The following is a 13,369-nucleotide window of genomic DNA, read 5'->3' as shown; positions in this document are numbered from 1 at the left end:
AATTATTATATGTAACAATTTAATTTAGTTATTGCTAATAATAATAATTATCATTAGGATCCGTTTCGATTTTAAATGGGATAATCTAATGAAACTAAAACTACTCTCTGTTGCGGTTAGTGCAGTCATGCTGAGCGCCTGTGGCTCAAGTTCAACTGAAGCAGACAAAAACACATCGCCAATATTCTCTCAGGCTGAATTCACTTTATCTTTGCAAGAAGATAATTCAGCTTCTATAACGGTATCTGCATCAGATGCTGATGCACAAACACTCACTTATTCTATTGCGAATGCACCAGCAAACGGCATTGCTGAATTAGACCCTTCGACCGGTAAAATAGACTACACACCGAATGACAACTTTTTTGGTGAAGATAGTCTTGAAGTAGCAGTCACTGATGGGACTGAAACAGTTAAAACAGTACTTAAAATCAATGTTGAGTCGGTAAATGATGCGCCAGTGATCGAAATTGATAAAGTCTTGATCAGTGGTGCAGAAGTCAAAAAAGGCTTAGTGTCTGCCACTGATATTGAACAAGATTTATTAACCTATTCTATTACTCATTCACCAGAAAATGGTGAGCTTGAAATAAATAGCCAAACGGGTGAAATTACTTATACGCCGCAGTCTTTAACCGTTGTTGAAGATAAGTTTGAGTTAACAGTGACAGATAGCAATGGCGCTTCTGTTAGCAAAGAAATCGCGATAGCCACAGGCCTAACTACCAATGCCGATCGTGCATATTACTATTACGCAAGTAGCCACTCACATCTAAAACGTGCAGAGAGTATGCTGTCACAAGTTAAAAACGATGTGAACTTAGGTTTACTTAATGCAAATTTAGCTTCAGGCTATGCCGCTGCAGGTTTAACCAAAGAAGTAGAAAGGTTTTTAACCGAAAGTGCGATCGTTAAAGAAGAGCAGCTTGCTGATGCACTTCTTTCAGTCTCAAATCATTACAACAATCAAGGCTTATACACAGAGGCAAATGCCCTCAGATTAAAAGCAAATAACCTTTATACGAAACATATCGCAGATAAAGGGTTGGCCAATTTCAGCTCAAACGATCAAGTGTTTTTTGATGAACTGGCAATTTCTTATAGGCAGGCCGGTGAGTTTGAGCTTGCCAATCAGAGCTACAATATTCTTGATATTTTATTCAAGACGATTCTAGATAGCGATGCGACAACACAAGCATTAAGACTAGTCTTTGCTTTTAGAGATTCTGTTGATGCAGAAATCGAATACTGGCAATCATCCCGTAACGAAGCTGACAGGCTAAGAGCTGTTGAAATGAATGACCGTTTATACGGTTACTCTAAATTGATTGCAGCAAGGGAAGTTCGTAACGACAGAAATGGTAATTTGGGTAAGTTTTATCATAGTGTGCGTCAAGTAGCGCTAAGTTATGTAGTTGATAACTATATTAAGCTAGGTGAGCTAGAAGCCGCGAAACCTGCTTTACTGGATGGTTTAGCGCTACATGGTGTAGCTGGCATTGACGAAAACTACCCAATTCTTGCCGATGAGCATGCTGACGTAACACATGTAGAATACCCGTTTGGATTAGTTGATATGGCGCCGCGCTTTGTCGTTTTGTATCCAGAACTTAGCGTAGAAGATATCTTAGCTGTTAAATATGACGAAGCCAGTTTCTACAGAAGTATGCTGATTGAAGAGGCTGAAGAAGCACGTTTATTGGCGAGTGTTCGTAATGCAACAAATAAAGATGACGCATTACAAAAAGTACTTAACACCCGTGATGATGAGAACCTTAGGCCGCTATTTACTAATTTATTAGCCTTCAGTAGCAAAAGCCCTGGTGCTTCAACGATTTTAATTGAACAGGGCCATTATGAGGCTGCTGGCAAGTTTGCATTGGAAGCATTAAATGTACTGAAAGACGAAAAATATCTAGCTCAAAATCTTGATACAACACCATTTGTTACGGGTGTTACGGGCTGCAACCTTCTTCTTGATACTTTTATGAAGCTTAATAGGTTAACCGCTGAACAAAAGTATAACACTTACGCGATTGATGCACTTGCGACTTGCCGTGACATTGCAAATACACATTACTCTTCTCCTCAGGGTACAGATGTTTTAATCGAAAACGTTGCGCAAGCACATTTAGATTTAATTAAACATCATGGGCTACTTGGACAACAAAGCCAAGCAGAGCCAGTGATTGCCAAAGTAAAAACGTCTATTCAAGCATATGATGATAATGAGCTAAGCGAAAAAGTGGAAGACATGATGCAACTTGCTGTGAGTTTGGCAAGAGGTGGGTTGCACACTAAAGCTAATCAATCTTTGGCTGAGGCTATTGTGCTTATAAAGCAGCTTGAAACTAATATTGATGCTGAATATCAATTTATTTTGACAAAAGATTTTTTTAATAAATCAAGTTATAGAGATTTAAACTTTGTTGCCCTTCAAAGTGCGATTAAGCAATCAGCGGGTCAAAATGATAACTTTGCTGTCGAGCTAAACAAAGCCAATGCGCTGTGGTCAGAGCTAGTTACGTGGAATATAGCCAGATTAGATGTCAATGGCTCTGTACAGCAAAAAGCGACTTTTTATACAGTGTTTTCAGATCAACTCATAAAGCTGGGTCAATTTGAACAAGCACTTGCGTTAAAAGATAAATCAGGTTTAGGTGAAGTTGAAATAGATTCAATCATCAACCAAGTTGCCAATGCATTGAGTGTTTTGAATCAATTCGTAACAACGAATATTGCGACTGTAGATACAGATGGTGATGGCAAAGCGAACTTCTTTGCGCCTTTTGCAACCGAGCAAATGATCACTGACTCAGGGATAGAGTTAGACCTTGATAGTGATAACGATGGTGTCAATGACGACCAAGACGCATATCCTCTAGATGCATCTAAAAAGTAGTCATGAAGCATACACTTTATATAGGAGCGGTTAGCCTTGTGCTAACTTCTCCTGTTTTCTCAAATGAAGAAAGCAAGCCTTCAACAGCACAAAAGCAAATTGAACAGTCTGAATTTGTACAATGCGACACGCAATCAAAGTCAGACAAATGTGGTTCACTTCTTGAGGTGATCGAAGTACGTGGCGATAAAATTAACCCCATCTCTTTCTCGAGTAAGGGTCGCTACAACCTAAATCGTAAAATGATTGAAGACTACCGATTCGGTAATGGCAATCTGAATGAGGTACTGGCAATACTTCCCGGTGTGCAATATGCCGAATCAGCACAATCGGCCGATCAGGTTTCAAATATTCGTCCATCAGAGGTATCTATATCTGGTGCCTCAGGTGCACAAACAGCCTATTTAATCGATGGTGTTTCAAATAATTCTTTATTGAATGATTCAAGCGTAACGTCAGATAAAAATCTTGCGGATGACGTTGTTGGCCACAGTCAGGAAATTTTTTTGAATCTTGAGTTGGTTGAAAGCATTGAGGTATATGACAGCAATGTGCCAGCAAAATATGGTGCGTTTTCAGGTGGCGTTGTGATTGCCGGCACTAGAAAGATTGCTGATGAATTAAAAGCGGGTTTTAGTTTTAGAAAAACCGCAGATAGCTTTGTTGAGTACAATCGGTTTTATTCACCCGAACATGATGGTCGAATTAAAGACAAAGATGCTGTGTTCGAAAAAGGTACTTACAGTGCATATGTGTCTTCACCAATTACAGGTGACTTAAGCTTTCTTGCCCAGATCCAGCTATTAAGTTCTAAAGAGAGTGTAGAACGCGTTGGTGATCTAAAAATTGAGCAACAAGAAAACTATAATGCACTGCTTAAGTTTGAATATGAGGTGACAGCAAATGACACGCTTACCCTAAATCTTTTTCATGGACCATACAGTGGAGAGTATTTTGCTGATACTGCAAAAAATTCACCTTATTCCGTAGAGGGAGGCGGACAAAAAGCGTCTTTAAAGTGGGAGGGAGAACGATCATGGGGGGCTTTTGAAAACCTGTTTGTGTACAAACAAAGTCAGAATTCAAAAGATGCGCCACCAGCTTGGTTTGTTTGGTTAAATCAACCGGGTAAAGCCCTTCCTGAGTCTCACTATCATGCTAATTTCCTTGAAGGAGGCTTTGGTGATATTGAGAAAAATCAACGCTCAGTACTGTTTAAACATGACTTTGAGTTTTCAGAGATAATCTCAAATGGTTTAGTTCATCAAACCAATGCTGGTTTTGAATATGAGTATTTATATTCACAGTTTAATCGATTAGACGATTCTATTGCTTTCAATGATGCCGTCTCTGCTGCAAATATTAACTGCGCAGGCTACACCATAGATTGTATTGAGAGTGAATATAAAAAGCCGCTTTCCCAGCTAGAAGAAGAGTTAGGAAGGCCGCTCGATTTCACAGATGAAAGCGATTTACTGCTATACAGTGAGAATATTATTGCGTCTGGCCAATATTTTCAGGGCAGAACCGTCATACCAGCGGCTGAGTCCGAAGCAAACATGAACAAGTTCTCGGCCTATGTCGATCATGAAATACAATGGCAAGACTTAGTTGTTGCTACGGGTCTTCGTTATGATTTCAATGACTTTTTTAAAAATCATAATGTTTCTCCGAGGCTAAGAGGCTCTTACAACTTTTTTAATGATGATGCTCAATTCGTCTTTGGCGCGAGTCGTTATTATTCTAATGACGGCCTAAATTACAAATTAAACGAAGCGAAATTACCCACTTATAACGAGTACAGAGCCGCATTTAATAATCGCGTGTTAAATTGGCAAAGCGCTTTGAAAAACAGAGGCCATCGGCATGTCTACGAAAATCTGAAAACCCCATATAGTGACGAATTTACACTGGCTTATCGTCATCAACTGTTCGGTGGCACCGTGGAGTTGAAGTGGATAAACAGACTCAATAAAGATCAAATTAATCGAGAAAAAGGGTTTAATGATTCGGGAGAATCAATCCTGTATGGCGCCAACTCAGGTTACAGTCAATATGATCGTTACTCACTGTCTTGGATGGCATCGTTTGATAATCAGCATGTGCAATTTAACGTATCACACGTGAAGAATGTCACGGATGAAAAAACCTTTGATGGTGAAGCGCGCACTTGTCCGGATTTTCCAAAGTGCTTTTTAAACTTTGACTACAACACTGATGAACTCGTATTTCTTGCAAATAGTAGTATCAAAAGTTCAACAGTGCCGAGTTCTCAATACGCGTTGGTGACAAAACATGACCTTGATTTAGTCAAAGAAGATTTTAATCGCCCTATTATTGCCAACTTGAGTTGGGGTGGGCGCTTTGGAAACTGGTCTGTCTCTTCATTTATTCGATATCACTCTAATCAAGATGCACTTTACAACACAGGCACAACTGAATCAGTGAAGAGTGCTTCATCTTTATGTGATGGTTGCCAGCCAAGTGAAACTCGCTACCCAGTTTACAGTATTCAAGAAAGGCCTGCTTACTGGTTATTGAGTGGCAGTGTTAAGTATTCAGTACCACTTGTTGGTAAGCACACTCTGTCTTTTTCTTTCGAAGGTGAAAATTTACTGAACAAACGTACTTACCAAGTGGCGCCATTTTCGACGGGTTTAGAGCTTGGGCGCCGTTTTTGGCTTGGCTTAAATTACTCATATTAGAAACATATCAATTACATATATAAATAATAGGAAATATCACTATGACATCACTACTTTTGACCACAGCCGTTGTTGCGTCACTTTGCTACGAACCTGCAAACGATATTCATGCAATTCAATTAGAAAAGCATGAACTAGGCACTGAGTTTGTGTCTGCTCGCGAAAATGAGAAAAAACATTGTATTACAGTGAAAGCATCTCAGTTAAATGCGGCAAAAAAATTGGCAGCTAAAGATCCAGAAATGTTTGAGCTAAAGCATAAATAACATGCACCGTTTTACTACCGTCATCACTTTGGTATTTATATTTTTGCCAACGCTATCATTGGCAAATGATATAAATATCGACAATTTAAGAAAGCAATACTCACAACCTGCGCATTTGTGGCCAAAGCCAACCTTAGATGAGGGAGTTGAGCATGTTGAGATTGGTTTAATACCAATACCAACTTTCCCGCAAGCTAACCCTTTTAGTAAAGAAAAAGTGCTTCTAGGAGAAAAGCTTTTTCATGATCCAAAACTGTCTCGTTCGGGACAAATTGCTTGTGCAAGCTGTCATGACAGAGACTTAGGCTGGGCCGATGGTCGCGCTGTGTCTTTTGGTCATGATAGATTAAAAGGCAGAAGAAATGCGCCAAGCATTGAAAACTCAGCGTTTTGGCAAACGTTGTTTTGGGACGGCAGAGCAGCTTCGTTAGAGGAGCAAGCCTTAATGCCAATTTTAGATCCTGTGGAAATGAATTTTTCAATTGAAGAGTTGGAACAACGCCTTAATCAAAATGAAGGTTACAAAGCAGAATTTAAAAAAGTATTCAATGCGGATAGGGTGAAAGCAACAGACATTGCAAAAGCGCTTGCCACTTATCAAAGAACCATCTTGTCTAGGTCGAGTGACTTTGACTATTTCATACAATCTTCAAAGCAAAAAAATGAAAAAGCCAAGTTGGCATTTTCTAAGAAATTATCAGATCAGGCTCTCTGGGGTCTGCATCTATTCAGAACAAAAGCAAGATGCATGAATTGTCATTCGGGCCCATTGTTTAGTGATAATAAATTTCATAACCTAGGTCTTACTTGGTATAAACGTGAGTTAGAAGATTTAGGCCGATTCAAGACGACGAAACAGGCAGATGATGTTGGTAAGTTTAAAACACCAAGCTTACGTGGTGTTATGAATACCAAGCCTTGGATGCACAATGGGAGCTTCGCCAATATGGAAGGCATATTAAACGTTTATAATGCGGGCGGCTTTAAATTTACCAAAGACCCTAATGATGAAATGTCTCCTGTTACATCAAAGCTTTTAAAGCCTTTGAATTTAAACTATGAAGAAATGAAAGCCCTAGAAGCATTCTTACACTCAATCACTGCATCGCCTGCTAGAGGCCCTCACCATAATTTTTATGACTATAAATAAGGAATAATATGTATTACAAATCTATGTTAGTTGCGGTTTTGTTAACCTTTTCAGATTTGGCACTTGCTAAGAATATAAACTTTGGCACTGATGTTGATGCGGAAAACGTGACAAAAATTTCAACCATAATGGCACAGCCTGACAAATACCTAAGTTCGCCTGTAACAATAAAAGGTACTGTTGTAGGGGTATGTAAAAAGCGAGGCTGTTGGATGACGATTGCATCTGACAAACGTTTTGAAAATCTGCGAATTAAGGTTAGAGATGGCGACATGGTTTTCCCAATGAGTGCAAAAGGTAGTCAAGCTATCGCAACCGGAAAACTGAATAAAATTGAGTATGACCTTGAGCGCACAAAGCAAATTAAAGCTCAGCAAGCCATTGCTAAGAATGAAGTGTTTGACCCTGCCTCTGTCACTGAGCCGTTAGTTATATATCAATTAGTGCCTACTGGGGTTTCGATCCTTGATCAATAAGTTGAGAAACATTAATTGGTATCGTTTCAATAGAAGCTTACATCGAGATGTAGGCTATTTTTGCATCGGTATGGTTTTAGTGTTTGCTGTATCTGGTATTGCGGTGAATCATAAAGATGACTGGAATCCAAACTATCAAGTAACACATAAACTGATCCAAGCTCCCGTTACTAAGTGGCATGAAACGAGTGATGAGATTTTACTTTCGCAAATCTTTAACTATATCGAGGAAGGGGTAGAGGTAAAAGCAACGTATTGGGCCTCACCGACTGAGTTTAAAGTGTTTTTGAAAAGTGATGGTAACATCACGCTGAACCTTGATAATCATCAGCTTATTTTTGAACATATTGAAGCTCGCCCGGTTTTTCAAGCTATAAATAGATTGCATTTAAATGAAACCCATAAAGCATGGATAGTTTTTTCGGATTTATTTGCTGGCTTGCTTATTTTTCTAGCAATAAGCGCATTGTTTATGGTCAAAGGAAAATATAGTCCGTGGGGAAGAAGAACGATATTAGTCGCTTTTGGTTTTATTATTCCTTTGGGTTTTATTTATTGGTGAAAAAAAAGCCCCGCTAAATTAGCGGGGCTGAAAAACAGCTTAGTAATCTAAAAAGCAGAGAGCATCACTGACATCAGTTTTGCACCCTGTTTTTTAGCACTTATGAGCCAAGGGGAAATAGCGTTAATTTTTTTCTTTTTAATTGCTTGGCTTTTTATATGCGCATTAAACTCGGCTGAATTTTTTATTGAGCCGTGCAAACCAAGCAAGTTAAGCTGCATCAGGTAATCATCGGTTTCACCTTCACCTATCAGCTTTAATATTGCATTCTTATTTTCTAAATCAGCTTTCGTTAAAGTTGTCTCTGCACTAAAGCTTTCTGCTCTCGCATCAGGTTTTGTTGCTGATAAAGAAATCACATCACCGATCTGTGCATCGTACGGTAAGACGCAATTAAAGGTTATGCCTTCTTTTGCATAATCTAGCTTTAATGTGTCGTACTGACAGGTATGTTGCACACTGTAATTATCTAAGTCGTTCATTGTACGGGGTGTGAATCCGAGCAATAACGGTGAGTGGTTCATAACTTTAAATAGGTTGCTGTATAAGATGGTATGTATTATCCAAGAGTTTTATTACAGCAATATTACTAACTGGTCGATTTGAGTGTATTTACTCTAAGCTTATGATTTAAGGGTGCTTTAAATTTCTAGAGCACCCTTTTTGAATTGTTATTGCATAATTGGTATACAATAAAGGTTAATTTATTTAACGGTTTTATAACGATTTGTTGCAGGGTATTTGTATTATCGCAGTGTAATAGTTATATCATCCAAACGTCTTTGTTGTGACGCTCTGCTTTTACTGCCACTGGCATAATTGCTATCAACACTGCCTAATCTAAAGCGTTCTACAAGTAGATTAACAGAACAGTTTTGGCGTGTGTTTAAGTTTTCATCTTTAAACATATCGAGAGTATCTAGATCAATGGTTAACTTACCGTCGTCTGTTACATTCTCAAACTTTTCAGCATTAGCTTGAGACCCACCGTCTTTGAGTTTGCAAGTTGAGTTAAGCGTTACGTCTAGTTTGTCTGAGGTACTATGATTAGACCATTCGATCACTAACTGTTCAGAATTAGAGAAAGATTGGCTTTTTTGCGGGGCAAGTATTTCAAAAGGCGCAGGCAAAGTAAGTGTATTTGTGAGGGTGACGTTATCTTCTGAACGCACAAAATTGACAACATATTGGGTGTTTTCACTGTGTTCGTCAAAGATGGCGCGATAGTCAACATCGAATACATCAGTATGTTTTTCAAGAGTTTTAGTGTTGTTGCCTACTCTTGCTTCTAACTTATCAGAACTTGATAAACTTATGTTATTGCCAAATTCATCGGTTAAGTTTAGTTCAGCGATAACTCGACTATCATATCCCCCTGATGTGACATAAATATTTGACCATATTGCTCTGGTTTTAACATTATCAGACTCAGTTGTTTCCGTAGAGCAGCCACTGATGGCTGTTAAAGCAAATGGCAAAATGTAAAAGACTAATTTGCGCATTATCTTTCCTTTTTATAGTTAAGAACGAGTAGAGGTTCTCTCTCACAAACTTCAACGAGAGTATTTCAATTTTAGTGTCAGGCCCTTATTTATGTATACAAATTAAGTGTAATAGAGTGTAAGTAAGGGTCTGAATCTATAGTTAGATGAATTCAATTAAGATGCTGCCGCATAGATCCAGCAAGTTTTACCTGATGCTAATTGCGCTTTGACTCTTTGGTAGTCATCCACTTCATAGTCATCGGCTTGTTGTAATTCAGCATTTGTTATTAAAAATACAGTGCCTTCAACAGTATCTTCTTTATTCTCGGATTTAATTAGAATTGGGTGATATTCTTTACCGCTGCTTTTAATGACCGCTTCGTCAGTGATTTTCACTTCACCTAGTGTGTAGCCAATCAGAGTATCTTTTTGACCTTCAAGTAAACGGCCAAATGTATCAAGTTGAACTTGAGGTTGCTGTAGCGTGCCATAAGAGAAAAGTGCGTTCATTTAAGTTTCCCATACATAAAACAAGTTTGATTGTACAAGAGTTTAAGTCGATTAAAACAGCTATTCATCATCAATCCCTGTAGGCGACGACTTTATATCGCGCACAAAAGCGCGGGGGAAACCCGCGCCTACATGCATTACCTAAATATTACTCGGTCTTCCCACATCTCCTTGCTCATAATCACAGACGCCATGGGGGAAAACGGTCTTTAATTGCTCTGCTAATTTTGTAATTGGGTGGGTGCCATACATACCTTTGTTTATTGCTGCTTCAACATCAATTAAATGGCATTTGAAGATGTCGCCCGCCCAAGGACCGCCTGATTCAATACGGCTGGTGCTGAACATCGGAAAGCGTGACTGACACGCACCGTCTGACTTTTGATTCCATTTACCATCAAACACATCCTCGCCTTTGGCATAGGTACTGCCGTCGGCTTCAAAGCAGGTATCGCCTAACTCTTTTGGCTTTGCCTCAATAACACTCAGGTTAGGGTTTTGTTTAAGGTTTAAAAGCCATTTATCTATCATGGCAAACGCAGCTTGTGTTGGGTCATGATCTTTATGGGCGACCCAAATAATGTGATTTTTATGATCGCCATTGGCTTTATCTATTCGTAAACGGCTATAAAAAGAGGCTGACATATGATGCATGTCTAACTCATTTTCAAGGTAATGTCTGGCATCTATGATTGGCAGGTCAACTTTACCTATAAACACTTGGCCTGAACGATAGGCGGCCTCAATGGCTTCAAGGCTAGCGGTATGACGCTGGGCAGGTCCCTGGTTTGCTTCATAAATGTTTTCACTGCCCCAAAGGGAGAGCCAAAGCGGTTTGTGAGGGCCAAGTGGTGTAATGATATGCTCTACTTGCATGGTGGGCTGTGACTTCCAAGCTCCGATGTTGTAGTTGATATCAAAAAACTCCTCGATACTGATCTTACTCTCAAGAAGCGCATTTAACCCATATTGCACGCCCACGTTATCCCAAGTTGAACGGCCAAAACCTTGCTTGTCTGTGCCGAGCACATGTTTCATGTCTTGCCAATAGCTCCAGTTATTTTGATCAACCACAGATTCAGCAAATAAAGGCCTTAAAAAGCCCTGTTTAGGGTTGTTAATATAAGCAGACAGCCCAAAGTAGCCGTTTATACATTCGCTGTTACCATCGGGAAAGCTAGGCACAAAGCCGGCCATAAGTTGGTTTAGAGGTTGCAAAAACCCGGCCCGCTGCGGAAAGTCATTAATGGCATTCATGCCTTCAATTAAGCGGCGTCTATCCCAATCTCGCCATGCCTGTCGGTTATCGGCTCTAAAGGTAAAATAGTTGTTTAACAGATCACAATCGAGCGCATAAGTGGTCTGACTTATCATATCCGGATAACTATAAAGAGGCAGCAAGCCATCCAAAATGCCCGCACTGTTTTGAGCAATTAAATATTGCGCAAGGCCGCCACCCGAGCCACCTACACCCACTGTATAAAGCGGCTCACCATATAAACTGGTAAATTGTTTTTTAACTCTACGAGCGGTGTCTTCTGCTAGCAGCATGTTATAGGTATAGCTGGTTTTATTACCACTTGAGCTGATAATGGCGTAACCATCAAGCAGTTGGTCAACTTGGCGCTGCATAACTTTATAGGTTTTTTGCCGACCTTGTCTAAAGCCAATGCCTGAGCCGCCATTAAATTGATACACCAATCGATTGTTCCACTGCGACTTTGCTAATCTATCTCCCACTTCTTCAGGCTTGATAGGCATCACAATGGTATAAATAAAGCGATTAATTGTGCCTTGCTCCGCTCTAAATAGCGCCCCTTGGTAGTTTTTGGCCTGTTCAATGGTAAGTTTTTCGGGCTGTTTTTCATCATTAATAGCAAAGTATTGTAAGTGCGATTTAACACCACAATCTTTGCTGAAACCTAAAAGTTCACCGCTTTCACTTGTCACTGGCACACCAAAGCCCTCTTGATTATCGACCTCAGGCTGGCCAACCTTTGAATCAACTGACATACAAAAGAAAGGATATTGGTTCGGCCCTGAATATAAATTGGTTGCTGGTCCGACTCCACCAAGTGGAATGGGGAATGGGTAAGTCTCTTCAGGACGTTGGTGTTCAGAAATATGGGGGTAAAAATCGATTAAATAGTTATCTTCTGCAGGTGCGATTGATTTCACCTGTCTAGCTAGGAATGGATCTGGCGGGGTGAGTTGCTGCCATGCAATAAAGCCAATAATTGCGCTTAAGAGCCCACCAATTATTCCCAAAGTTAGTTTACTCATAACATCACCTTTGGATTATGGCGTTCTATTTAAGTTTAGAAATAACTTAAGTACTCCGTTGTTATTTGTTTGTTAATTAATCGATTTTTATATTTAACGGCTTTTTGCTAGTATCAGGATTTAGCATTTCTCAGGTATGGAAAAGGAATTAAGGACATGAAGCTATTAGTTAAGTCTTACAAAAAACTAATTGAAAAAATAAAACAATTTTCTTGGTACAGCTTAGCTATGTTGATTGTTGTTGTGTTTGCAGGGCCAGAGATTTTCGTGGCAATGGAGCTGACGTTGATGCTTGAAGTCATGGGGGCATCGACGTTCTGTATGTTCTATTTGAGCGCCATTAAAGCCTTCTTTGAACCTTATCTCAAAAAACTTAAACCCTATTTTGAACACTTCGCTCAGTTTGAAGGGCACAGCTTTTTTGTTTTGAAATACAAGCAATATAAGCAAATGCCAAGTATGTTAATGCATGCTGTGCCTGCAAATACTTTACTGCTAGGCTATCTAAGTATCATTACAGGTTTTGCTATCCTCACAAAAATTGTTTAGCATTAGCGACAGTTAATTTTATTGAGTTGTTATGTTTAAATTCATCGCATCAATCATGCTGTTTTTAAGTTTAGTCGTTTCGCCATTTGGCCAAATGACGGCTTTTGCTGCCCATGAGTGCGATATGACCATGATGACTCAAGATAGCAAGATGCATCACGTAATGTCACAAGACGAAATGTCGTCAATGTCTTCGTCAGCAAGCGAATCTTTATCAATGGATTGCTGCGAGGTTGAATGTGTTTGCCCGATCAATGCCTGTCATGCTTTCACTTATGTCCCACAGTCAGTTCAGACGCTGGGCTTTTTCTCTAGTTTTGAAAAAATTCAAAATGCGTCATTAACACCACCAGCTACAACAATTTCTAATCTATATCGCCCGCCGATTTTTGCCTAACCTAGGATAAGTGCGCCTAAAATTTGGCGTGTGTGTCCGATTAATCACTTATTTTATTGTTTTGTTTTTATTGTGATTAGGAGCG

General features: G+C 39.5%; 12 protein-coding genes. 8 read left to right on the top strand and 4 right to left on the bottom strand.

Annotated elements, in window-relative coordinates:
* Window positions 1-88: 88 nt before the first annotated feature.
* The 6 genes from ACXAC4_RS24875 to ACXAC4_RS24850 are packed head-to-tail and all read left to right on the top strand — an operon-like array spanning window position 89 to window position 8,061.
* Window positions 89-2,902: a cadherin-like domain-containing protein gene (locus ACXAC4_RS24875; RefSeq protein WP_475167036.1), complete on the top strand. Its 2,814-nt coding sequence runs from the start codon at window positions 89-91 to the stop codon at window positions 2,900-2,902.
* 2 nt (window positions 2,903-2,904) lie between these two features.
* Window positions 2,905-5,607 (top strand): TonB-dependent receptor plug domain-containing protein, encoded by a 2,703-nt coding sequence (locus tag ACXAC4_RS24870; RefSeq protein WP_475167033.1) that lies wholly within the window; start codon window positions 2,905-2,907, stop codon window positions 5,605-5,607.
* Between the two features lie 41 nt (window positions 5,608-5,648).
* Window positions 5,649-5,873 (top strand): hypothetical protein, encoded by a 225-nt coding sequence (locus tag ACXAC4_RS24865; RefSeq protein ID WP_475167026.1) that lies wholly within the window; start codon window positions 5,649-5,651, stop codon window positions 5,871-5,873.
* Window position 5,874: 1 nt separating this feature from the next.
* Window positions 5,875-7,023, top strand: coding sequence for a cytochrome-c peroxidase (locus ACXAC4_RS24860; RefSeq protein WP_475167020.1), 1,149 nt, complete (start codon window positions 5,875-5,877; stop codon window positions 7,021-7,023).
* Window positions 7,024-7,031: 8 nt separating this feature from the next.
* Window positions 7,032-7,499, top strand: coding sequence for a DUF4920 domain-containing protein (locus tag ACXAC4_RS24855; protein WP_475167013.1), 468 nt, complete (start codon window positions 7,032-7,034; stop codon window positions 7,497-7,499).
* On the top strand, window positions 7,489-8,061 hold the full coding sequence (locus ACXAC4_RS24850) for a PepSY-associated TM helix domain-containing protein (protein ID WP_475167009.1): 573 nt from the start codon (window positions 7,489-7,491) through the stop codon (window positions 8,059-8,061). Before ACXAC4_RS24855 ends, ACXAC4_RS24850 begins: the two co-directional genes overlap by 11 nt.
* Window positions 8,062-8,108: 47 nt before the next feature.
* Here ACXAC4_RS24850 and ACXAC4_RS24845 read toward each other — a convergent pair whose 3' ends face one another.
* The 4 genes from ACXAC4_RS24845 to ACXAC4_RS24830 all read right to left on the bottom strand — a co-directional run bounded on the left by ACXAC4_RS24845 (window position 8,109) and on the right by ACXAC4_RS24830 (window position 12,338).
* Window positions 8,109-8,543: a hypothetical protein gene (locus ACXAC4_RS24845; RefSeq protein WP_475167005.1), complete on the bottom strand. Its 435-nt coding sequence runs from the start codon at window positions 8,541-8,543 to the stop codon at window positions 8,109-8,111.
* Window positions 8,544-8,807: 264 nt separating this feature from the next.
* Window positions 8,808-9,563 carry a hypothetical protein gene (locus ACXAC4_RS24840; RefSeq protein ID WP_475167002.1) on the bottom strand — a complete coding sequence of 252 codons (756 nt, stop codon included), beginning with the start codon at window positions 9,561-9,563 and terminating at the stop codon, window positions 8,808-8,810.
* Between the two features lie 156 nt (window positions 9,564-9,719).
* On the bottom strand, window positions 9,720-10,055 hold the full coding sequence (locus ACXAC4_RS24835; RefSeq protein WP_475167000.1) for a gamma-glutamylcyclotransferase family protein: 336 nt from the start codon (window positions 10,053-10,055) through the stop codon (window positions 9,720-9,722).
* Window positions 10,056-10,196: 141 nt separating this feature from the next.
* Entirely contained in the window at window positions 10,197-12,338 is a 2,142-nt protein-coding gene (locus ACXAC4_RS24830; RefSeq protein ID WP_475166998.1) for a DUF6351 family protein, read from the bottom strand.
* A gap of 156 nt (window positions 12,339-12,494) precedes the next feature.
* Here ACXAC4_RS24830 and ACXAC4_RS24825 point away from each other — a divergent pair, with 156 nt between their 5' ends.
* Both ACXAC4_RS24825 and ACXAC4_RS24820 read left to right on the top strand, forming a co-directional pair.
* Complete coding sequence (locus ACXAC4_RS24825) at window positions 12,495-12,887, top strand: hypothetical protein (protein ID WP_475166996.1); 393 nt, start codon at window positions 12,495-12,497, stop codon at window positions 12,885-12,887.
* Between the two features lie 31 nt (window positions 12,888-12,918).
* Window positions 12,919-13,284, top strand: a complete 366-nt coding sequence (locus tag ACXAC4_RS24820) for a hypothetical protein (RefSeq protein WP_475166995.1) — start codon at window positions 12,919-12,921, stop codon at window positions 13,282-13,284.
* The last annotated feature ends 85 nt before the right edge of the window (window positions 13,285-13,369 follow it).

This window comes from Pseudoalteromonas sp. AWM4_233 (assembly GCF_056158285.1).
The sequence above is the reverse complement of the archived record's forward strand: the minus strand, read 5'-3'. Positions and strand labels throughout refer to the sequence as shown.

What these genes read in the sequence shown, in the direction of transcription:
- ACXAC4_RS24855 (WP_475167013.1), top strand. Translation starts at nt 7,032, where the DNA reads ATGTATTACAAATCTATGTTAGTTGCGGTTTTGTTAACCTTTTCAGAT.
- ACXAC4_RS24860 (WP_475167020.1), top strand. Translation starts at nt 5,875, where the DNA reads ATGCACCGTTTTACTACCGTCATCACTTTGGTATTTATATTTTTGCCA.
- ACXAC4_RS24865 (WP_475167026.1), top strand. Translation starts at nt 5,649, where the DNA reads ATGACATCACTACTTTTGACCACAGCCGTTGTTGCGTCACTTTGCTAC.
- ACXAC4_RS24820 (WP_475166995.1), top strand. Translation starts at nt 12,919, where the DNA reads ATGTTTAAATTCATCGCATCAATCATGCTGTTTTTAAGTTTAGTCGTT.
- ACXAC4_RS24825 (WP_475166996.1), top strand. Translation starts at nt 12,495, where the DNA reads ATGAAGCTATTAGTTAAGTCTTACAAAAAACTAATTGAAAAAATAAAA.
- ACXAC4_RS24875 (WP_475167036.1), top strand. Translation starts at nt 89, where the DNA reads ATGAAACTAAAACTACTCTCTGTTGCGGTTAGTGCAGTCATGCTGAGC.
- ACXAC4_RS24835 (WP_475167000.1), bottom strand. Translation starts at nt 10,055, where the DNA reads ATGAACGCACTTTTCTCTTATGGCACGCTACAGCAACCTCAAGTTCAA.
- ACXAC4_RS24840 (WP_475167002.1), bottom strand. Translation starts at nt 9,563, where the DNA reads ATGCGCAAATTAGTCTTTTACATTTTGCCATTTGCTTTAACAGCCATC.
- ACXAC4_RS24845 (WP_475167005.1), bottom strand. Translation starts at nt 8,543, where the DNA reads ATGAACGACTTAGATAATTACAGTGTGCAACATACCTGTCAGTACGAC.
- ACXAC4_RS24830 (WP_475166998.1), bottom strand. Translation starts at nt 12,338, where the DNA reads ATGAGTAAACTAACTTTGGGAATAATTGGTGGGCTCTTAAGCGCAATT.
- ACXAC4_RS24870 (WP_475167033.1), top strand. Translation starts at nt 2,905, where the DNA reads ATGAAGCATACACTTTATATAGGAGCGGTTAGCCTTGTGCTAACTTCT.